Here is a 19335-nt window from a genome sequence, read left to right on the forward strand (position 1 = left end):
CATCCTGAGTGAGGGATAAGCCCTTTCCACCGCGGTCTGGTTTTCTTCCCCCTCGGGGATCAGTCGAACTGCGGGCGCCTGGTGCGAGTGCGCTTCAGTTCGAAGAAGTCGTCGAACTGCGTGACGGCCAGGACGCCGTCCCACAGCTTGCCCGCGTCGTCGCCGCGCAGGATCCTGGTGATGACCGGCCCGAAGAAGGCGTTGTCGCCGACGCGGATGACCGGAGTGCCGACCTCCTGGCCGACCAGGCCGATGCCCTCGTCGTGGGAGGCGCGGATGGTGGCGTCGTACTCCTCGGAGTGCATGGCCTCGGCCAGGCTCCGCTCGAGGCCGGCGTCGTCGAGCGCGCCCTCGATGACCTCGCGCAGGCGCTCGGGCTCCTTGCTCAGGCCCTGGTTGTGCAGGCGGGTGCCGAGCCCGGTGTAGAGCTGGCCGATGACGTGCTCGCCGTGCTTGGCCGCGGCCGCGGCGATGACCCTGACCGAGCCCATGGCCTTGGCGGCGCGCTCGAGGTAGTCGGCGGGTACGTCTTTCTCCTCGTTGAGGAAGTAGAGCGACATCTGCCGCCAGCGCGGCTGGATCGGCCGGACCTTCTCCACCTCCAGCAACCAGCGCGAGGTCACCCACGCGAACGGACAGGAGGGGTCGAACCACAGGTCCACGGGAATCTTCTCTGTCATGTCTGCCCGTAACCTGAGGTGGTTCGGGTCCTATTCCCGGCATGGCAGGATACGGACAACCCCGACGAAGTGGTGAAAAGGAGCGCAACTTGGCAGGCAACCTGACCCGGGACGAGGCTCGTGAGCGCGCCCGGCTGTTGAAGGTCGAGTCGTACGAGGTCGCACTCGACCTGACCGAGGGAGAGGAGCGCTTCGAGAGCGTCACGACGGTCCGGTTCACCAGCACCCGGCCGGGCGAGTCCACTTTCATCGATCTGCACGGGGCCACCGTCCGCAAGGTCACCCTCAACGGCGACGACCTCGACGTGTCGGCCTACGACGCCGAGCGGGGCCGCTTCCCCCTCTCCTCGCTCGCCGAGTCCAACGTGCTGGTCGTCGACGCCGACTGCTCCTACATGCGCACGGGCGAGGGCCTGCACCGCTTCGTCGACCCGGTCGACCAGCAGGTCTACCTGCACAGCCAGTTCGAGACGGCCGACGCCCACCGCATGTACGCCTGCTTCGACCAGCCCGACCTCAAGGCCACGTTCCAGCTCACGGTGCTGGCCCCGGCCGGCTGGGAGGTCGTCTCCAACGCCGCCGCCTCGCAGGTGACCGAGCTGCCCGAGCAGGCCGGCCGGCACGGCACGGTCCAGGCGGCCAGGCGCTGGGAGTTCCCGGCCACGCCTGTGCTGTCCACGTACATCACCGCGCTGGTCGCCGGGCCGTTCCACAAGGTGACCTCCGAGCACGACGGCATCCCCCTCGGCGTCTACTGCCGCGCGTCGCTGGCCGAGCACCTCGACGCCGACAACATCCTGGAGGTCACCCGCCAGGGGTTCGACTTCTTCCACCGCGTCTTCGGCGTGCGCTACCCGTTCGGCAAGTACGACCAGCTCTTCGTGCCCGAGTTCAACGCGGGCGCGATGGAGAACGCGGGCTGCGTGACGTTCCTGGAGGACTACGTCTTCCGCTCCAGGGTCACCGACGCGGTCGTCGAGCGGCGCGCGGAGACGATCCTGCACGAGATGGCCCACATGTGGTTCGGCGACCTCGTCACCATGCGTTGGTGGGACGACCTGTGGCTGAACGAGTCGTTCGCCACCTACATGTCCGTGCTGGCGCAGGCCGAGGCGACGCGGTGGGGCAAGGGCGCGTGGACCACGTTCGCGAACGTGGAGAAGTCCTGGGCCTACCGCCAGGACCAGCTCCCCTCCACCCACCCCATCGCCGCCGACATCCCGGACATGCAGGCGGTCGAGGTCAACTTCGACGGCATCACGTACGCCAAGGGCGCCTCGGTGCTCAAGCAGCTCGTCGCCTACGTCGGCCTGGACAACTTCCTGGCCGGGGTACGCGACTACTTCGCCGAGCACGCCTGGGGCAACACCGAGCTGAAGGACCTGCTCACCGCCCTTGAGCGGACCTCGGGCCGCGACCTGTCGTCCTGGTCGAAGGAGTGGCTGGAGACCTCCTGGGTCAACACGCTGCGGCCGGCGTTCGAGGTGTCCGGCGGGCGCTTCACCAAGTTCGAGGTGCTCCAGGAGGCGCCCGCGGACTATCCGACGCTGCGTTCGCACCGCGTCGCGATCGGCCTCTACACGCTGGCGGACGGCAAGCTGACCCGGACCAAGCGGGTCGAGCTGGACGTGGTCGGCGCCCGTACGGACGTGGCTCAGCTCGTCGGCGAGGAGCAGCCCGACCTGGTGCTGCTCAACGACGACGACCTCACCTACGCCAAGATCCGGCTCGACGAGACCTCGATGCGGACGCTGGTCGAGGGCGGCATCGCCGCGTTCACCGAGTCGCTGCCGCGCGCGCTGTGCTGGTCGGCGGCCTGGGACATGACCCGCGACGGCGAGATGCCCACCCGCGACTACGTCAAGCTGGTGGTCTCGGGGGCGGGCACGGTCAGCGACATCACCGTGCTGCAGGCGGTGCTGCGTCAGGCGCGCATGGCGGTGCAGCAGTACGCCGACCCGGCCTGGCGGCCCGAGGGGCTGGCGCTGCTGTCCGCCGAGCTGCGCTCGCTGCTCGGCTCGGCGCAGCCGGGCTCCGACCAGCAGCTCGCCTACCTCCAGGCGTTCGCGCAGGTGGCGAGCGCCGACGAGGACCTGACCCTGCTGGAGCGGATCCTCGACGGCAGCTCGGTGCCCGAGGGGCTGAGCGTCGACACCGACCTGCGCTGGAGCCTCGTGCACGCGCTGGTCTCCGGCGGCCGGCTGGCCGAGGCCGGCATCGACGCCGAGCTCGAACGGGACCCTACGGCGACGGGTGAGCGCCAGGCCGCGCTCTGCCGGGCCGCGCTCCCGTCCGCCGAGGCCAAGGCGGCGGCGTGGGAGCGGATCGTGGGCGGCAAGCTGGCCAACCACATCGCCCGTACGACGATCGGCGGCTTCCAGGACCCGCACCACGCCGAGCTGCTGGCGCCGTACCGCGAGAAGTACTTCGCGGAGGTGGGCCGGATCTACCGCGAGTGGACGTTCGACCAGGCCTCGACGTTCGCCGTCGGGTGTTTCCCCTCGTTGCTGATCGAGCCGGAGACGGTGCAGGCGGCGCAGGACTTCCTGGCCGGGGAGCAGCCGCCGCAGGCGCTGCGCCGGCTCATCCTGGAGGGCGCCGACGGCGTCAGCCGCGCTCTGCGCAACAGGGAGAAGGACGCCGCTTCCGGCTGATCTCATCCCTGATCACGCATCCGATCGGCCCTCGCGGGAACGCGGGGGCCGATCGGCTGCGCGGACTTGACGTGGGCATCCTGGGCGCGGTGTTAGCCTCGAAACCGTGCTAGGCCAGGGGACCACCCTCAACGACCGCTACGTGCTCGGCGACCGCCTCGGCGGCGGGGGCATGGGCGAGGTCTGGCGTGCCGACGACACGGTTCTCGGGCGTACGGTCGCGGTCAAGGTGCTCATGCCCGCGCTCTCCGAGGACCCGAGGTTCACCCAGCGCTTCCACAACGAGGCCAGGGCCATGGCCACGCTCAGGCATCCGGGCGTGGTCGACGTCTACGACTACGGCACCTGTGACGTCGCCGGCCGCCAGGTGAGCTTCCTCGTCATGGAATACGTGCAGGGCGAGTCGCTCGACCGCGTCCTGCGGCGCGGCCCGCTGCCGGTGGAGACGACCATGCGCCTGGTGGCGGAGGTCGGCGACGCGCTGGCCGCCGCGCACGCGCAGGGCATCGTGCACCGCGACGTCAAGCCGGCCAACCTCATGGTCAGGCCCGACGGCGGGGTGGTGCTCACCGACTTCGGCATCGCCCACTCGGCCTCGGCCGGGCAGCTCACGGCCACGGGGACGATGTTGTGCTCGGCCGGCTACTGCGCTCCGGAGATGGCCACGGCCAGCGACGTGACGCCGGCGGTCGACGTCTACGCGCTGGGCGTGGTGGCGTACGAGTGCCTGAGCGGGCATCTGCCGTTCCAGGGCGACACTCCCGTGCAGATCATCTTCAAGCACCTCAACTCCCCCATCCCGCGGCTGCCCGGCGACGTGCCGCCGGGGCCGCGGCAGGTGGTGGAACGGGCGCTGGAGAAGGCGCCAGACGCGCGCTGGCAGACGGCGCCGGAGATGGCCCAGGCCGCGCGCCAGGCGCTGAGCGCCCCCGACACGCTGCCCATGCCGCGCAGGCGGCCCGTGACGCGGGCGGCGCTGACCATCACGGCCGCCGTGGTGGTGTCGCTGGCCGTGGCGGGCTTCGTCTGGCTGCGGCCCTCGGGGCCGGCCGCCAGCGAGGAGGTGCCGCCGCCGGTGATCGGCAGCACCACGATCGAGTTCACCCCCGCCTCGCCGCCGGTCACCGGCCGCGACCTGACCTCGCCGCCCCCGGTCAAGCGCACGGCGGTGCCCAGGCCCACCCGCTCCGCGCCCGTGGCGACGACGTCGGCGCCCACCACGTCGGCCGTGCCCACCACCACCACGCGGCCGGGCACGACGCCGCCCACCACGCCGGCCACGACGGAGCCCGAGGAGCCGACGCCCGAGCCGACCACGCCGGGGCCCGAGGAGCCGACCGCCGAGCCCACGGTCACCCGGCCGCCCGGCGAGATCCAGTGCATCCGCGCTCCCTGCCCGGGTTGATCGGCTCAGGACGGCCAATGTGTCCGGGCTGGTGGCAGGGACGTCGCCGGCCTTGGCGGCGGTTCTGGAGGGCCGTGCCCGACACCGACATCCCTGGGCCACATGTCCTTGTCCGGTCGCCGATCGTGAGAAAGTCGTCGCGTGGACTCGACTCGTGACCTGTTCATCGCCCTCGCCCGCCGTTACGCCTTCGCCGATCTGGGCGCGCTCGCGCCGGACGCCGAGATCGCGGAAGTGTGCGAGTTCGGGCAGCGGTTGCTCTCGCTCGACGCCGAGGACTTCGCGGCCGAGGCCCGCGTGGTCCCCGCCGACCTGCGGCGGCGCGCGCGGGCCTGCCACATGCCGCAGACGCCGCGCGAGCAGCCGCGCGGGGCGCTGGAGTCGCTGCGTCCCGCGTACGGGCTGCTGCTTGAGGTCATCGCCGTACGGTGGCACCGGCGCGAGCTGAGCCCGATGATCGCGGCGGTGCACATCGCCAGCGAATACCTGCCGCTGCTGGCCTTCGAGCCGCAGCTCGGTCACGCCGGCGACCCCGCCAGGTGGCCCGCGGGGCTGAGCGCGTCGGGGAGCAGGTTCGGCGTGATCGGCGACCGGGAGTGCGACCACACCAAGTCCGAGCAGTCGGCCACGAACCGGACCCTGCGCGTGTCCGGGGAGCCGGCGGAGGGCTGGCGGGCCTACTTCGACCGGCAGCACAGCCAGGTCGCCGGGGCCGTGGCGGTGTGCGTTGCGGCCTGCCGCAACCCCTGCACGGCCATGGACTGGATCGATCCCGAGCCGCGCGCCGACCTGCAGTCGCGGGCGCGCACGGCGCTGGCCTTCGCCGAGACCCCGCTCGTCCGGCTGCGCCACGCCGCCCCCGTGGGCCACGGGTTCGGGGTGCCCTCGCCCGAGGAGGTGCTCGACGCCTGGGAGCGCAGCCGGGCGACGCTGGACAAGAACGCCGTCGGCACGGCGGCGCTGAAGGACGACGGGTTCCCGCTGCCCGGCCTGCCGTCGCTGTTCTCGGCCGTGGCCGACGCCCCGATCGAGCCGGCGTCGCTGCTGGCCGGGGTGAGCGAACACATCGTACGCCTGCTCGAACGGCACTGACGGGCTAGCGGCGGGCGGTCGCCTGTCGCGCAGGGCACAGAGCTAGCGGCGGGCGGTCGCCTGTTCGCCCAGGGCGGCGATGCCGTACAGCAGGCCGCCGATCAGGTCGCCCACGCTGAACGCGGTGGCCATCGACATCGCGGTCAGCCGGCACGCGCTGTCGCTCAGCCGCCGCCGCGCGTCCTCGCCCGTGACGATCTCCAGCCCCCGGCCGGCCAGGTCGATGAAGATCACCACGGCGCGGTCCGCCTCCTCGCCGAGGGCGGCGTGCAGGCGTTCGGCGAAGTGACGGCGCCCGCCCACCGGCTCGCCGATGAAGACGCCGAACCGCAGCCCGCTGCGGCGCTCGGCGGTGTGCAGCGCCTTCCTGACGTCGTCCGCCTGAGCGGCGGTCAGTCCCTTCATGCTCACCTCACCATCCCGCGGAGGCGCCGCCGACGCGCCTGCCCGGCTCGGCGGTCTCGGCCGCGGCCACCCAGTCGTGCTCGGGCACGTCCGCCCACGAGGGCACGCGGTCGGCCAGCACCAGCCCTGAGGTGCTCACCCCGCGCTCGCTCCTGGAGGGGCCGCCCAGCCACACAGGGCCCGCCTCGATCCGGCGGCGCGATCCGCGCCCCGGCACCATGACGAGCAGGCTGATCAGCACGAACAGCCCCATGGACACTCCGATGAGAAAGAGCAGGATCTCTGCCGCGCTGTTCACACCAAGACCGTAATCCTCGTGGGCGGGTCCGGCCAGACCCGATGCCGGCCGCGGCCCCGCGTCTTTTCCCGGTAAGATCGTTTAACGGGGCTTCTCTAGAGAAGAACAGTAGACATACCCCGATATCAGGCGTGGAACACGATGAGCTGGGCCATAAAACTATGGACGCGGCAACACTAGGAATCGATCGAAATCCCGGGCTACGGTGAGTGACGTGGACTCCGACAACCAGCGAGAAGACGGTCTCAACACGTCTCCCATCTGGCTGAGCGACCGACCAGAAAGCGAGCAGACCGCCGCCGCCAAGCCTTCGGCGCCCACCTCCACGTACGCGCCGCTCCAGCGCGCGTCCGTGCGCAACCTGCTGCAAGAACCCCGTTTCCGCCGCCTGCGCAACCGGCTGCTCGTGGCGGTCGCCGCGGGTCTGGTGGTGGGGTTCCTCGTGCGCGACTGGCGGGTGGGCGTGACCGCGGGCGTGATCGCGGCCGTGCTCGAGGCGGTCTACCGGGCACGCTCCAACTCCTCCGTACCGGCGTGGCGGCGGTCGTCCGTGGCGGAGCGGCGCACCGAGGCACAGCTGCGCAAGCTCGAACGCAGCGGCTATCGCACGCTGCACGCGAGGGCGATCCCGGGCAGCGAGGCCCAGATCGACCATCTTGTGGTGGGCCCGACGGGCGTCTACGCGGTCGACTCGGAGAAGTGGGACCGCCGGCTGCCCGTACGCGTGCAGATGGGCAAGAAGCTCTTCCACGGCCCGTTCGACATGAAACCCCGCCTCACCGAGGCCAAGTGGGAGGCGTCGCAGGCCAGCGAGCTGATCAGCGAGTCGTTCGGCCGCGAGATCGCCGTGGTGCCGTCGCTGGCCATCTACGGCCCGCCCGTGCCCTGGAAGATCATGACCATTCGCGGCGTGGACGTCTACCAGGGCGACCGCGCGCGCAAGTGGATCACCAAGCGGGAGCGGGCGCTGACGAGCACGGAGATCGACCGCATCTACGACATCGCCGCCCAGGCTCTGCCCGCCCGCTACGGCGAAGACTGACCCAGGCTGCCCGCCCGCTACGGCGGAGCTCGACCTCGGGCTGCCCGCCCGCTACGGCGAAGACTGACGCCGGGAGGGTTCGTCCGGCACGGCCGCCAGTCTCGCGCCGAACTCGTCGAGGCGGGCGGCCAGCTCCTTGCTCGGCGGCAGCGTGCCGGGCAGCCGCGAGTACACCGCCGCGCCGAAGCCGGCCTGGCGCACGATGTGGTCGATCAGCGCCTCCCGGTCGCGCGGCCACGGGAACGCCGGCTGCGCGATCAGCAGGGAGACGCAGCCGTGCACGGCCGACCAGAGGCCGAGCGCGAGTTCCTCCGGGTCGCCTTCGAACACCCGTGTCTCCACGCAGGCGGCGACGGCGGCCACCATGTGGCGGAAGGCCGTCTCGGCGGCCGGCGGCACGCCCGGCGCCGCTGAGGGGCGCAGCATCAGCACCCGGTACTGCACGGGGTGGTCGAGGGCGAAGCGGGCGTAGGCGCGGGCGCACCTGCCGAGGGCGAGGAACGGGTCGCCGCCGAGGTTGCCGGTGAACAGGCGGCCCAGCTCGTCCCACACCCGCATGCACACGGCTTCCACGAGCGCGTCCTTGTCGGCGAAGTGCAGGTAGACCGAGGGCGTGGACACGCCGGCGCGCCTGGCCACGGCGCGCAGGGTGAGCGCGTCCTCGGTGCCCGCCTCGGTCAGCAGGTCCTCGGCCGCGCGCAGGATCTCCTCGCGGAGCAGGGCTCCCTCTCCGCGCCTGGCGCGTACGCGTCTGGTGCTCATGGATCTCACATTGACGCCGTCAAGTTGACGATGTCAATCTGAGGTTCTGCGGAAGGGGCGTACCTAATATGGGGACTTTTCAGGAAGCGACCGCTGTGACGGCGTACGGGGAGGGCGAGTTCGCCGCCACCCTGGACGCGCAGTGGAGCGTGGGCAGCCGGCTGCACGGGGGTTACCTCCTGGCCGTGCTGGGCCGGGCCGCCGGCGAGAGCGTGGCCGGCGGCGGGCATCCGCACGTCACGGCCGTCAGCGGCACGTTCGTCGAGCCGCCGGAGCCGGGCCCGGCCGCCGCGCGGGTCGAGACGCTGCGCGTCGGCAGGACCGTGGCCCAGGTCAGGGCCGCTCTCGTACAGGAAGGACGGCTCCGGGTCGAGGCGCACATCACGCTGGGCCTGCTGGACGAGGCGGACCCCTGGTGGTCGGCGCACGAGCCGGTACGCCTCCCGCCCGAGCAGGACTGCTTCCTCATGCCCGTCGATCCCCCCGGCGCGACCCTCAGCGTGCCGTTGATGGGCGTGATCGAGGAGCGACTGGACCCCGAGCACCTGGCCTTCGCCGCCGGCGCCCCCTCCGGGCGCGGGGTGATGGCGAGCTGGCAGCGGCTGGCCGACGGCTCCGACTGGGACCCGCTCAGCCTGCTGGTGGCGCTGGACCCGGTGCCGCCGGTCTCGTTCGACCTGGGGCTGTCGGGATGGGTGCCGACGATCCAGCTGTCGGCCTATCTGCGCAGGCTGCCCGCCCCGGGGCCGGTCAGGGTGCGGCTGGCGGCCACGGACATCGCGGGTGAGAGGATGGACGAGGTGGCGCACGTCTGGGACGACAAGGGCCGCCTCGTGGCCCAGGCCACCCAGCTCGCCGCCGTCCGGCTGCCGGACCGGAGGTAGCCGGGGACTCACGCGTACGCGGTCCTGCCGGCGGGCGGGAGCGGGGCACGATCCGGTAACGGCCGTCCGACACATGGACAGTTGTCTCAGTTGCCGGGCGGCGGCCGTAACATGTGAGGACTCGCTAGCGATGGGAGAAGCCCAATGCCCGCCCTCAGGTCACGTACAGTCACCCACGGCAGGAATATGGCCGGTGCCCGGGCCCTGCTCCGGGCGACCGGCGTAGCCGGGAGCGATTTCGGCAAGCCCATCATCGCGGTGGCCAACAGCTTCACCCAGTTCGTGCCGGGCCATGTGCATCTGCGCGAGGTCGGCGACGTGGTGTCCGCGGCGATCAGGGAGGCCGGGGCGATCCCGCGCGAGTTCAACACGATCGCGGTCGACGACGGCATCGCGATGGGCCACGGCGGCATGCTCTACTCGCTGCCGTCGCGCGAGCTCATCGCCGACGCCGTCGAATACATGGTCGAGGCCCACTGCGCGGACGCGCTGATCTGCGTCTCCAACTGCGACAAGATCACGCCCGGCATGCTGCTCGCCGCGTTCCGGCTGAACATCCCGACGATCTTCGTCTCCGGCGGGCCCATGGAGGCCGGCAAGACGCCCGGCAAGAAGCTCGACCTGATCGACCCCATGATCGCCTCGGCCGACGACTCCGTCTCCGACGCCGACCTGCTGGCGATGGAGGAGAACGCCTGCCCGACCTGCGGCTCCTGCTCCGGCATGTTCACCGCCAACTCGATGAACTGCCTGGTCGAGGCCATCGGCCTGGGGCTGCCCGGCAACGGCACGATCCTGGCCACGCACAAGGCGCGCAAGCAGCTGTTCGAGGACGCCGGGCGTCAGCTCGTCGAGATCACCCGCCGCTACTACGAGGACGGCGACGAGTCGGTGCTGCCGCGCTCGATCGCCACCCGTGAGGCGTTCGAGAACGCGATGACGCTCGACGTGGCCATGGGCGGCTCGACCAACACGATCCTGCACATCCTGGCCGCCGCCCGCGAGGCCCAGGTCGACTTCGGGCTCAAGGAGATCAACGAGATCTCGCTGCGGGTGCCGTGCCTGTGCAAGGTCGCCCCGGCCACGGACAAATACCACGTCGAGGACGTCCACCGCGCCGGTGGCATCCCCGCCATCCTGGGCGAGCTCGACCGGGCCGGGCTGCTGCACCGCGACGTGACCACGGTCAACGGCGGCACGCTCGCCGACCTGCTGACCACCTGGGACGTGCGTTCCCCGTCGGTCAAGCCCGAGGCCGTCGAGCTGTGGCACGCCGCCCCCGGCAACGTGCGCACGGTCAAAGCGTACTCCCAGGACAACCGCTGGGACGACCTCGACCTCGACCGCGAAGCCGGCTGCATCCGCGACCGCGAGCACGCCTACACCGCCGACGGCGGCCTGGCCGTGCTCTACGGCAACATCTCGCGCGACGGTTCCGTGGTGAAGACGGCCGGGGTGGACGAGTCGATCTGGACGTTCAGCGGGCCCGCGGTGGTGTTCGAGTCGCAGGAGCAGGCGGTCGACGGCATCCTCGGCGGCCGGGTCAAGGCCGGCGACGTGGTCGTCATCCGCTACGAAGGCCCCAAGGGCGGGCCCGGCATGCAGGAGATGCTCTACCCGACGTCCTTCCTCAAGGGCAAGGGCCTGGGCAAGGTGTGCGCGCTGGTCACCGACGGGCGCTTCTCCGGCGGCACCTCCGGGCTGTCGATCGGGCACACCTCTCCCGAGGCGGCCGAGGGCGGCGCGATCGCGCTGGTCGAGGACGGCGACATCATCGACATCGACATCCCCAACCGGCTGCTGGAGCTGCGCGTGCCCGAGGCCGAGCTGGCCGCCCGGCGCGAGAAGCTGCTGGCCGAACTGGGCGGATACCGGCCGCGCGACCGTGACAGGAAGGTCAGCGTGGCGCTGCAGGCGTACGCGGCGATGACCACGTCCGCCTCGACGGGCGCCTCCCGCGACCTGACCCAGCTCTCACAGTGACGCGCGCCTGATCAGGGTGATGCGTGACCCTGTTCAGAGTGACGCGGTGATTCGTTGACCTGTGCGGCAGGTGACAGGAATGTCGCCGTCTGCCGCACAGGTTTTCGAAAATTGTCGGTGGTCGTCCGTATTCTTTGGGTATGACGACAGTCGTGAAGCACGATACTCGCCCGCTGACGACCGCCGAGATCGCCGCACTCGCACTCTCCCTCGCCCACCTCGGCGCGGGGCCGCAGGCCGTCACCGCCCGGCGTGGCCTGCAACACGCGTTCGAGCACCTGGAGCTCGACGACGACGTCATCGCCACCACGCTCGAGACCCTCACCGAGCCGCTGCCCACCGACGTGGCCTCCCGGGCCAGGCTCATGGCCGACGCCATCACCAGCCGGCTCAACATCCGCCTGCACTACCGCGACGCGTCGGGCAGCATCACCGCCCGCGACGTCGAGCCGGTGACGTGCCTGGTCCACCGCGAATACTGGTATCTGGTCGGGGTGTGCAGGATGCGCCGGGCGATCAGGGCGTTCCGGTTCGACCGGATCATCGCGGTCGAGCCGACGCTCACCCCGTCCCGCCCGCACCTGGCCGACCGCTTCCTGCCCTTCCAGCGCCGCAAGCGGCGCGCGATCACGGCCGCATAACCGATCCGGCCTCCGCCCGGACACTCCCGGCCGCACTCGCCGGCCGGGGGTCGGCCGACCCATGGCCGCATCCGCCGGTCGACGGGCCGGACGGTGGATCCGGGGTCGGACCTCCCCTTTTCGCGCCCGGTGGGCGGGAGACGTGGGTGAAGTTTGACCGGGTGGTCCCCGGGCGTTGGGGTGGCGGGTGGCAGGCTCCCGGGCATGCGCGTTCGGCAGCTCTCGCTCTTCGCCGCCCTGCTGATCACCTACGTCGGCGGCCCCGTTCCGCCGCACGGGCCACCGGACACGGCGTCGGCCCCAGCACCGGACAGGGCGACAGGCAGAGCGTCGGGCAGCGCGTCGGGCACGGCGTCGGACGTGGCGCCGCGTCCGGCGGCCCTGGCGCGGCTGCTGCCGGGCCAGGACGACGGGAGCGCGCTGCCGCCGGTCGAGCGGCGGGCTCTGGACCGGGCTCTGGGGCGCTACCTGCGTGAGCGCCCCGGCCGCGCGGCCCTGGCCGTCTACGACCGCACGACCGGCATCCGGTACGCCTTCCGCGAGCGGGTCCCGTTCCTGCTGGCCAGCGTGGCCAAGGTGGACATCCTGCTGGCGCTCCTGCTGGGCAAGGACGGCGAGCGGCTGAGCGGTCACGAGCGGGAGCTGGCCTCGCGGATGATCCGGCACAGTGACAACGACTGCGCGCACGACCTCTACCTGACCATCGGCGGCCGGGAAGGGCTGAACCGGATGCTGCGTCAGGTCGGCGCCCTGCACACCCGGCCCGGCGCCGGCACCTCCTGGGGGATCACCCACAGCCGGCCGTCGGACCAGGTCAGGGTGCTGGAGCAGCTCACCGACCCCGAGGGGCCGCTGACCGCCCGCAGCCGGCACTACGTCATGGAGCTCATGTCGTCGGTGGAGCCGGCGCAGGCGTGGGGGGTCAGCGCCGCCGCCCCCGAGGGTGAGGCGGCGCTCAAGAACGGCTGGCTGCCCGCCGACGCCCACGACGGGCTGTGGACGGTCAACAGCGTGGGGCGGCTCCAGGTACGCGGGCACGAGCTGCTGCTCGCCGTACTGTCAGAGCGCAGCCCCGACCTGGAGACGGGCGTCACCACCGTCGAGCGGCTGGCCCAGCTGACGGTGGACGCACTGACCCGGCCGGGCGACACGACCGTCCTCGACCGGTGGCCGGCGCCTGACCGCGCACGCGGGAGGCTTCCTCGGCCTGCCGGATCGGCCGGCCTGGACGGCCGGCGCCTGACCGCCGGCGCCGTCAGCCCGTCGTCACGGCCGGTGCGACGGGAGGCCGCCCACGGGTCAGGAGGCGCAGCAGCCGCCGCCGCAACAACCGCCGCCGCCACCGCCCTTCGGGGCCGCGGCGCCGCCGGTCATGGCGACCGTGGACAGGAGTTTGACGGTGTCGCCGTGCCCTTCGGGGCAGGTCGCGGGGTCGTCGGAGGCGGACATGGGGCGGGACACCTCGAACGTGGAGCCGCAGGCGCGGCAGCGGAAGTCGTAACGCGGCATGGCACAAGCCTAGCCCGATCAGCCCGGCCGGTCAGTGGTAGGTGAGGTGGGCGTAGTCGGCCACGGGTTCGTAGCCGATCGCCTGGTAGACGGCGTTGCTGGTGGGGTTGTCCAGGTCGGTGAAGAGCACCACCTGCTCGCAGCGCTCCGCCAGGCCGGTCTGGCTGGCGAAGGCGGTGACGGCGCCGCCGTAGCCGCGCCGGCGGCGGGACGGCGGCGTGTAGACCGGGCCGATGCGGCAGACGCCCCCCGCCGCCGGGGAGAGCGCGGCGAGCGAGACGGGCGCCTCGCCGGACTCCCAGACGAACAGCTCGCGCCCGGCCAGCCGCCGCGCGACCCGTTCGACGACGTCGCCCTCGCCCATGGCGACCTCCTCGCCGAACGCCTGGTACCAGCTCACCAGCAGCGGGAAGTCGGCCGGCACGGCGAGCCTGCCCCGGCCGGGCACGTCGGGGACGGTGAGCGTGCCGAGCCGGTAGAGGCGTTCGGAGACCGTCCTCGCGGGCGGCCCGAGCAGCCGGGTGACCTCGGCGGTCACGTCGAGCGGGCCCACCAGCGCGGGCAGGCCGCCGGGACGCGCCCGTACGAACGCCTCGACCGCTTCTACGGGCACCCCGAAGAGCCCGACGGGATGCGGCGGCGTGTGGAAGACCGCCCCGCGAACCTCACCGTCCACCGTCCACCAGCCGAACAGCAGGTCCTTCGCCGGCATGCCGGCCCGCAGGTTGGCCAGGATGGTCAGCGGCACGGTGTTGCGCACCGGGTCGCCGAGCAGGAACGGCTCGGCGACCGCGGCGTACTCCTCGACGTCTGAGGTGAAGGTCCACATGCCTGGCATGGTGTCAGGCGGTGGCACTCCGGCTCAATGCGGTCGGCTCAGGCGGCGGCCTCAAGGTAGGGCGCCCATTGCGGGTCGCCGATGAGCGAGGCGCCGATGAGCCGCCAGTGGGCGCCTCTGGGCACCGCGGGGCTGACGCGCAGCGTCCACCCCAGCTCCTCAAGGTATTTGTCAGCCTTACGGTGGTTGCAGGTGGTGCAGGAGGCGACGCAGTTTTCCCAGGTGTGGGTGCCGCCCCTGGACCGGGGGATCACATGGTCGATGGTCTCGGCCCGCTGCCCGCAGTAGGCGCAGCGGTAGTCGTCGCGCCGCATGAGGGCGGCCCTGGTCAGCGGGATGCGGGACCGGTAGGGAATGCGGACATATCTGCGAAGTCTGATCACCGACGGCACGTCGAGCGTGCGGCTCGCGGAGCGCAGCACCGCGCCCCTGCCGTCACGGTGGACGACGTCGGCCTTCTCCCGCAGCACGAGCACGACGGCGCGGTGCAGCGAGAGGGTGGTCAGTGGCTCGTAGGTGGCATTGAGCAGCAGGACTTGGCGCGTCATCGGGCCTCTCCCTGCTGCGCGCGTATCAAAGGGGACATGCCGCGGCATGTCCCGACTGTCGGCCCCTCCTGGGGCACTAGTGCTTCCGTCACGTGGACCTCCGCCGGACGGTCCAGCGGATGGTCACCACGGCACCGTCCTGTCACCAAGTCTGGCGTTTGCACCGTGGTCCCCGCCACCCCAAAAAATCCTCCTGCAGGAATGACCAGAGGGACTCACGATACGTTTTATGCCCGCTCTACCAGCGCTTTACGCATGCCCGTTGGCAGTAGGGTTCGAGACATGACCCGAGAGCCGTACCCGACCGCGCGCCGCGACGACGTCGTCGACATCCTGCACGAAACGCCTGTTCCCGACCCTTATCGGTGGTTGGAGGATCCGGACAGCCCGGAGACGAAGGGCTGGCTGCTCGGGCAGGCGGACCTGTTCGCGAAGGAGCGCGGGCCGCAGCGGTTCAAGAGCCGCATCGCCGAGCTGCTCAGGTCCGGCTCGGTCGGCGTTCCGGCCTGGCGTGGCGGGCGTCACTTCTTCTCGCGCCGCACCCCCGACCAGGAGCACGCCGTCTACTACGTGGCCGAGCCCGACGGGACCGAGCGGGCGCTCGTCGACCCGATGGCGATCGACGCCTCCGGGCTCACCACGCTCGACGCGGTGCAGCCCGACAAGGAGGGCAGGCTGCTGGCGTACCAGATCTCGGTGGGCGGCGACGAGGAGTCGGTGCTCTACGTGATCGACGTGGCCACCGGCGCGCGCGTCGAGGGCCCGATCGACCGGTGCCGCTACTCCCCCATCGCCTGGCTGCCGGGCGGTGAGGCGTTCTACTACGTGCGCCGGCTGCCGAGCACCGAGGTGCCGGAGAACGAGTCGCAGTTCCACCGCCGGGTCTACCTGCACCGCGTCGGCACCTCCACCGAGGACGACGTGATGATCTTCGGCCAGGGCCTGAAGATGACCAACTACTACGGCGTCTCGGTCTCGCGCGACGGCCGCTGGCTGCAGGTTTCCGCCCACGAGGGCACCGCGCCGCGCAACGACCTGTGGGTGGCCGACCTGACCGAGTCGCCGATCGACCGGCCCGCGCTGCGGGTCGTGCAGGAGGGCGTGGACGCGCAGACGGGGCTGGTCTTCGGCCGCGACGGCAGGCTCTACGTCCACACCGACCGCGAGGCGAGCAGGGGCCGGGTGTGCGTCAGCGACCCGGCGGCGCCCGGCTTCGACCACTGGCGCGACCTGATCCCCGAGGACCCCGAGGCGGTGCTGTCCGACTTCGCGATCCTCGACGACCTGGAGCGCCCGGTGATGCTGGTGGGCTGGACCCGCCACGCCATCAGCGAGATCAGCGTGCACGACCTGGCGACCGGCGAGCGCCTCGGCGAGGTGCCCACGCCGGGGCTCGGCACGATCGGCGGCATCTCCGAGCGTCCCGAGGGCGGTCACGAGGCGTGGTTCGGCTACACCGACAACACCACGCCGCCGACCATCCAGCGTTACGACGCCAGGACGGGCGAGACCACGCTCTGGGCGGCCTCCCCCGGCGCGGTCGAGGTGCCCGACGTCCGCACCGAGCAGGTGGTCTACCGCTCGAAGGACGGCACCGAGGTCCGCATGCTGGTCATCTCCCCGGCCGATGCGGCCGAGGGCCCGCGGCCGACCATTCTGTACGGCTACGGCGGCTTCGGCCTGTCCATGTCCCCCGGCTACTCGGCCTCGATCCTGACCTGGGTGGAGGCCGGCGGCGTCTACGCCATCGCCAACCTGCGCGGCGGCGGCGAGGAGGGCGAGGAGTGGCACCGCGCCGGCATGCTGGCCAACAAGCAGAACGTGTTCGACGACTTCCACGCGGCGGCCGAGCACCTCATCGCCACGGGCGTCACCACGCCCGAGCAGCTCGGCATCTCCGGTGGCTCCAACGGCGGCCTGCTGGTGGGCGCCGCGCTGACGCAGCGGCCCGAGCTGTACGCGGCCGTGGTCTGCTCCGCGCCGCTGCTCGACATGATCCGCTACGAGAAGTTCGGGCTCGGCGCCACCTGGAACGTCGAGTACGGCTCGGCCGATGATCCCGAGCAGTTCGGCTGGCTCCTGGGCTACTCGCCGTACCACCACGTACGCGAGTCGGTGGCCTATCCGGCGACGCTGTTCACCGTCTTCCAGTCCGACACGCGGGTGCATCCGCTGCACGCGTGGAAGACGTGCGCGGCGCTGCAGCACGCCTCGACGTCCGACCGGCCCGTGCTGCTGCGCAACGAGGCCGAGGTCGGGCACGGGGCGCGCTCGGTGAGCAGGAGCGTCGACCTGTCCGCCGACACGCTGACCTTCCTCGCCCGGCACACCGGCCTGTGACACCGGCCCGCTGACGTGCGCGCCCGCCGTGCTGTGACGGCGGGCGTGCTGGTCGGTAGCCTGGAGGGCATGGAGTCGCCGGGGCTCGCCATGGTCGAGGCCGTGCCCAGTGCCGCGTTGCGGCCGTACGTGACCAGGCTGTGCGCCTATCGCGAACACTACGCCGCACCGGTGACCCGGTCGGAGATGGCGATGCCCGGAGCCGTGCTGATCCTCGCCTTCGGCAATGCGATGGAGGCCGGCGGGCGGCGGGTGACGGCGTTCGGCGGCGGGCTGGGCGACCGTTTCACGGTCACGCGCACGGCGGGCCCGACGGAGGGCGTGGAGGTCTTCCTGACGCCGTTCGGGGCCCGCCGGCTGTACGGGCTGCCGATGCGGCAGCTGCGTAACCAGGTGGTCCCCGTCGGCGACCTGCTCGGGCCGTGGGCGGAGCTGCTGGTGGAGCGGCTGGCCGGGACGCCGTCGTGGCACGCGCGGCTGGCGCTGGCCGACCGGCTGCTGTGCGAGCGGATCGCGGCGGGCCCGGCCCTGGGGCCCGAGCTGCCGTGGGCGTGGGCGCGGCTGCTGGAGTCGGGCGGGCGGCTCGGGGTGTCGTCCTTGGCCGAGTCGCTGGGCTGGAGCCATCGTCATCTCGTGGCCCGCTTCCAGGACCAGGTCGGGCTGCCGCCGAAGACGGCGGCCCGGGTGATCAGGTTCGGCCGGGCGGTACGGCGGCTGCGCTCGGGAACGGCTCCGGCCGAGGTGGCGGCCGACTGCGGCTTCTACGACCAGGCGCACATGAACCGCGAGTTCAGGACGCTGGGCGACACGACGCCCGGTCAGATTCGTCCAAGACCCGGAGCCGGGATCCGGGCATCGTGAGCCTCATGACACGAACCGTTTACGCACTCGCCCGCTACCAGGACTGCCAGGCCGCGATCGACTTCCTGACCGGCGCGTTCGGCTTCGGCGTACGCGAGACCTCGAAGGACGACGCGGGCGTCGTCAACCACGCCGAGCTGCTCGTGGGCGACGACATCATCATGATCGGGCAGGGCCGGCCGGGCGGCCCCGGGATCTACGTGGCCGTGGACGACGTGGACGCCCACCACGACCGGGCGAAGGCGGCGGGGGCCTCGATCACCATGGCGCTGGTCGATCAGCCGTACGGGTCGCGCGAGTACGGCTGCGCCGACGCCGAGGGCAACCCCTGGTTCTTCGGCACCTACCGCCCCTGACCCGTCTACCTGCAGCAGGCTCCTAGCGCGGGAAGATGATGGTCTTGTGCCCGTCGAGCAGCACTCGCTGCTCGGCGTGCCACCTGACCGCCCTGGCCAGCGCCACGCACTCCACATCGCGCCCCATCGCCACCAGGTCCTGCGGGGAGTGGCTGTGGTTGACCCTGGCCACCTCCTGCTCGATGATCGGCCCCTCGTCCAGGTCGGCGGTCACGTAGTGGGCCGTCGCGCCGATCAGCTTGACGCCGCGGCTGTGCGCCTGGTGGTAGGGCTTGGCGCCCTTGAACGACGGCAGGAACGAGTGGTGGATGTTGATCGCCCGGCCGGCCAGCTTCGCGCAGAGGTCCTCCGAGAGCACCTGCATGTAGCGGGCCAGCACCACGAGGTCGACCTGATAGTGCTCCACCAGCGCGAGGACCTCGGCCTCCTGCTTCGGCTTGGTCTCGGGGGTGACCGGCAGGTGGTGGTAGTCGATCCCGTTGGACTGGGTGAGCGGGCGCAGGTCGGGATGGTTGGAGACGACGGCGACGATCTCGATGTCGAGCGCCTTCGACCGGACGCGGTAGAGCAGGTCGTTCAGGCAGTGGTCGAACCTGCTCACCATGATCAGCACGCGCGGCTTCCTGGCCACGTCGCGCAGCTTGAACTCCATGGCGAAGTCGGGCGCGAGGGCGGCGAAGGCGGCGTTGAGGTCGTCCTCGCCCAGCGGCGCCGCGAACTGCACCCGCATGAAGAAGCGCTGCGCGACCCGGTCGCCGAACTGCTGGCTCTCGATGATGTTGCAGCCGTGCCCGGCGAGCAGGCCGGAGACGGCGGCGACCACACCGGGCCGGTCGGGGCAGGACAGCGTGAGGATGTATTCGGCGGGGCTGATCATGTCTTCACTCTCGCGGGCTCGGACGTGGCGGCGCCATGCGGCTGCTGGGCAGAGTACGGGTCTGCGGGCACGGTCGAGCGTACCGGGAGCAGGGGGTAAGCGAGTCCTCCTCCTTCTGTTGTCCATCATTGAGCAGGTCTAGGGTACTTATTAGCTATAA

The 19335-nt window shown here is 71.5% G+C and carries 19 protein-coding genes; 10 read left to right on the forward strand and 9 right to left on the reverse strand.

Annotation, left to right across the window (positions count from 1 at the left end; genetic code table 11):
* Positions 1 to 59: 59 nt before the first annotated feature.
* On the reverse strand, positions 60 to 680 hold the full coding sequence (locus B0I32_RS12995) for a mycothiol-dependent nitroreductase Rv2466c family protein (protein ID WP_106238375.1): 621 nt from the start codon (positions 678 to 680) through the stop codon (positions 60 to 62).
* A gap of 89 nt (positions 681 to 769) precedes the next feature.
* Here B0I32_RS12995 and pepN point away from each other — a divergent pair, with 89 nt between their 5' ends.
* The 3 genes from pepN to B0I32_RS13010 all read left to right on the forward strand — a co-directional run bounded on the left by pepN (position 770) and on the right by B0I32_RS13010 (position 5831).
* Positions 770 to 3334 (forward strand): aminopeptidase N, encoded by a 2565-nt coding sequence (gene pepN / locus B0I32_RS13000; protein ID WP_106238377.1) that lies wholly within the window; start codon positions 770 to 772, stop codon positions 3332 to 3334.
* A 106-nt stretch (positions 3335 to 3440) separates the two neighbouring features.
* Complete coding sequence (locus B0I32_RS57610) at positions 3441 to 4739, forward strand: serine/threonine-protein kinase (RefSeq protein WP_181307334.1); 1299 nt, start codon at positions 3441 to 3443, stop codon at positions 4737 to 4739.
* A 141-nt stretch (positions 4740 to 4880) separates the two neighbouring features.
* The gene (locus B0I32_RS13010; protein WP_106238379.1) at positions 4881 to 5831 is read left to right on the forward strand and encodes a hypothetical protein; all 951 of its coding nucleotides are present in this window, start codon (positions 4881 to 4883) and stop codon (positions 5829 to 5831) included.
* A gap of 42 nt (positions 5832 to 5873) precedes the next feature.
* On the opposite strand, the gene B0I32_RS13015 is transcribed toward B0I32_RS13010, so the two are convergent.
* Positions 5874 to 6236 carry a DUF5130 family protein gene (locus tag B0I32_RS13015; RefSeq protein ID WP_146178141.1) on the reverse strand — a complete coding sequence of 121 codons (363 nt, stop codon included), beginning with the start codon at positions 6234 to 6236 and terminating at the stop codon, positions 5874 to 5876.
* A gap of 7 nt (positions 6237 to 6243) precedes the next feature.
* Entirely contained in the window at positions 6244 to 6534 is a 291-nt protein-coding gene (locus B0I32_RS13020; protein WP_106238383.1) for a hypothetical protein, read from the reverse strand.
* 214 nt (positions 6535 to 6748) lie between these two features.
* Between B0I32_RS13020 and B0I32_RS13025 the strand changes: the two genes are divergently transcribed.
* Positions 6749 to 7576, forward strand: a complete 828-nt coding sequence (locus tag B0I32_RS13025) for a nuclease-related domain-containing protein (protein WP_106238385.1) — start codon at positions 6749 to 6751, stop codon at positions 7574 to 7576.
* A gap of 51 nt (positions 7577 to 7627) precedes the next feature.
* On the opposite strand, the gene B0I32_RS13030 is transcribed toward B0I32_RS13025, so the two are convergent.
* A complete protein-coding gene (locus B0I32_RS13030; protein WP_106238387.1) occupies positions 7628 to 8338 on the reverse strand; it encodes a TetR/AcrR family transcriptional regulator in 711 nt (236 codons plus the stop codon).
* 95 nt (positions 8339 to 8433) lie between these two features.
* On the opposite strand from B0I32_RS13030, the gene B0I32_RS13035 reads away from it, so the two are divergent.
* The 3 genes from B0I32_RS13035 to B0I32_RS13045 all read left to right on the forward strand — a co-directional run bounded on the left by B0I32_RS13035 (position 8434) and on the right by B0I32_RS13045 (position 11846).
* Positions 8434 to 9222 carry a thioesterase family protein gene (locus tag B0I32_RS13035; protein ID WP_245955794.1) on the forward strand — a complete coding sequence of 263 codons (789 nt, stop codon included), beginning with the start codon at positions 8434 to 8436 and terminating at the stop codon, positions 9220 to 9222.
* 144 nt (positions 9223 to 9366) lie between these two features.
* Positions 9367 to 11205 carry a dihydroxy-acid dehydratase gene (ilvD, locus tag B0I32_RS13040; RefSeq protein WP_106238392.1) on the forward strand — a complete coding sequence of 613 codons (1839 nt, stop codon included), beginning with the start codon at positions 9367 to 9369 and terminating at the stop codon, positions 11203 to 11205.
* A 140-nt stretch (positions 11206 to 11345) separates the two neighbouring features.
* Positions 11346 to 11846, forward strand: a complete 501-nt coding sequence (locus tag B0I32_RS13045) for a WYL domain-containing protein (RefSeq protein ID WP_181307336.1) — start codon at positions 11346 to 11348, stop codon at positions 11844 to 11846.
* An 872-nt stretch (positions 11847 to 12718) separates the two neighbouring features.
* On the opposite strand, the gene B0I32_RS13050 is transcribed toward B0I32_RS13045, so the two are convergent.
* The 4 genes from B0I32_RS13050 to B0I32_RS13065 all read right to left on the reverse strand — a co-directional run bounded on the left by B0I32_RS13050 (position 12719) and on the right by B0I32_RS13065 (position 14741).
* The gene (locus tag B0I32_RS13050) at positions 12719 to 12997 is read right to left on the reverse strand and encodes a hypothetical protein (RefSeq protein ID WP_106238398.1); all 279 of its coding nucleotides are present in this window, start codon (positions 12995 to 12997) and stop codon (positions 12719 to 12721) included.
* Between the two features lie 148 nt (positions 12998 to 13145).
* Complete coding sequence (locus B0I32_RS13055; RefSeq protein WP_106238401.1) at positions 13146 to 13355, reverse strand: FmdB family zinc ribbon protein; 210 nt, start codon at positions 13353 to 13355, stop codon at positions 13146 to 13148.
* A gap of 31 nt (positions 13356 to 13386) precedes the next feature.
* Positions 13387 to 14184 carry a GNAT family N-acetyltransferase gene (locus tag B0I32_RS13060; RefSeq protein WP_181307338.1) on the reverse strand — a complete coding sequence of 266 codons (798 nt, stop codon included), beginning with the start codon at positions 14182 to 14184 and terminating at the stop codon, positions 13387 to 13389.
* Between the two features lie 47 nt (positions 14185 to 14231).
* On the reverse strand, positions 14232 to 14741 hold the full coding sequence (locus B0I32_RS13065) for an HNH endonuclease (protein WP_106238406.1): 510 nt from the start codon (positions 14739 to 14741) through the stop codon (positions 14232 to 14234).
* A 282-nt stretch (positions 14742 to 15023) separates the two neighbouring features.
* Here B0I32_RS13065 and B0I32_RS13070 point away from each other — a divergent pair, with 282 nt between their 5' ends.
* Genes B0I32_RS13070 through B0I32_RS13080 form a run of 3 tightly spaced genes read left to right on the forward strand, consistent with a single transcriptional unit; the run spans position 15024 to position 18298 of the window.
* Positions 15024 to 17081 (forward strand): prolyl oligopeptidase family serine peptidase, encoded by a 2058-nt coding sequence (locus B0I32_RS13070; RefSeq protein WP_106238409.1) that lies wholly within the window; start codon positions 15024 to 15026, stop codon positions 17079 to 17081.
* 45 nt (positions 17082 to 17126) lie between these two features.
* On the forward strand, positions 17127 to 17942 hold the full coding sequence (locus B0I32_RS13075; RefSeq protein WP_146178142.1) for a helix-turn-helix domain-containing protein: 816 nt from the start codon (positions 17127 to 17129) through the stop codon (positions 17940 to 17942).
* Between the two features lie 5 nt (positions 17943 to 17947).
* Positions 17948 to 18298 (forward strand): VOC family protein, encoded by a 351-nt coding sequence (locus B0I32_RS13080; RefSeq protein ID WP_106238411.1) that lies wholly within the window; start codon positions 17948 to 17950, stop codon positions 18296 to 18298.
* Positions 18299 to 18320: 22 nt separating this feature from the next.
* Here B0I32_RS13080 and purU read toward each other — a convergent pair whose 3' ends face one another.
* Entirely contained in the window at positions 18321 to 19175 is an 855-nt protein-coding gene (purU, locus tag B0I32_RS13085; RefSeq protein ID WP_181307339.1) for a formyltetrahydrofolate deformylase, read from the reverse strand.
* Positions 19176 to 19335: the final 160 nt, after the last annotated feature.

It is taken from the genome of Nonomuraea fuscirosea (assembly GCF_003001935.1).
GTDB lineage: Bacteria > Actinomycetota > Actinomycetes > Streptosporangiales > Streptosporangiaceae > Nonomuraea > Nonomuraea fuscirosea.

Bases quoted from the DNA above. Each gene is read 5' to 3' on its own strand.
- B0I32_RS12995 (WP_106238375.1), bottom strand. From the start codon at position 680: ATGACAGAGAAGATTCCCGTGGACCTGTGGTTCGACCCCTCCTGTCCG.
- B0I32_RS13015 (WP_146178141.1), bottom strand. From the start codon at position 6,236: ATGAAGGGACTGACCGCCGCTCAGGCGGACGACGTCAGGAAGGCGCTG.
- B0I32_RS13030 (WP_106238387.1), bottom strand. From the start codon at position 8,338: ATGAGCACCAGACGCGTACGCGCCAGGCGCGGAGAGGGAGCCCTGCTC.
- ilvD (WP_106238392.1), top strand. From the start codon at position 9,367: ATGCCCGCCCTCAGGTCACGTACAGTCACCCACGGCAGGAATATGGCC.
- B0I32_RS13045 (WP_181307336.1), top strand. From the start codon at position 11,346: ATGACGACAGTCGTGAAGCACGATACTCGCCCGCTGACGACCGCCGAG.
- B0I32_RS13055 (WP_106238401.1), bottom strand. From the start codon at position 13,355: ATGCCGCGTTACGACTTCCGCTGCCGCGCCTGCGGCTCCACGTTCGAG.
- B0I32_RS13060 (WP_181307338.1), bottom strand. From the start codon at position 14,184: ATGTGGACCTTCACCTCAGACGTCGAGGAGTACGCCGCGGTCGCCGAG.
- B0I32_RS13065 (WP_106238406.1), bottom strand. From the start codon at position 14,741: ATGACGCGCCAAGTCCTGCTGCTCAATGCCACCTACGAGCCACTGACC.
- B0I32_RS13070 (WP_106238409.1), top strand. From the start codon at position 15,024: ATGACCCGAGAGCCGTACCCGACCGCGCGCCGCGACGACGTCGTCGAC.
- B0I32_RS13080 (WP_106238411.1), top strand. From the start codon at position 17,948: ATGACACGAACCGTTTACGCACTCGCCCGCTACCAGGACTGCCAGGCC.
- purU (WP_181307339.1), bottom strand. From the start codon at position 19,175: ATGATCAGCCCCGCCGAATACATCCTCACGCTGTCCTGCCCCGACCGG.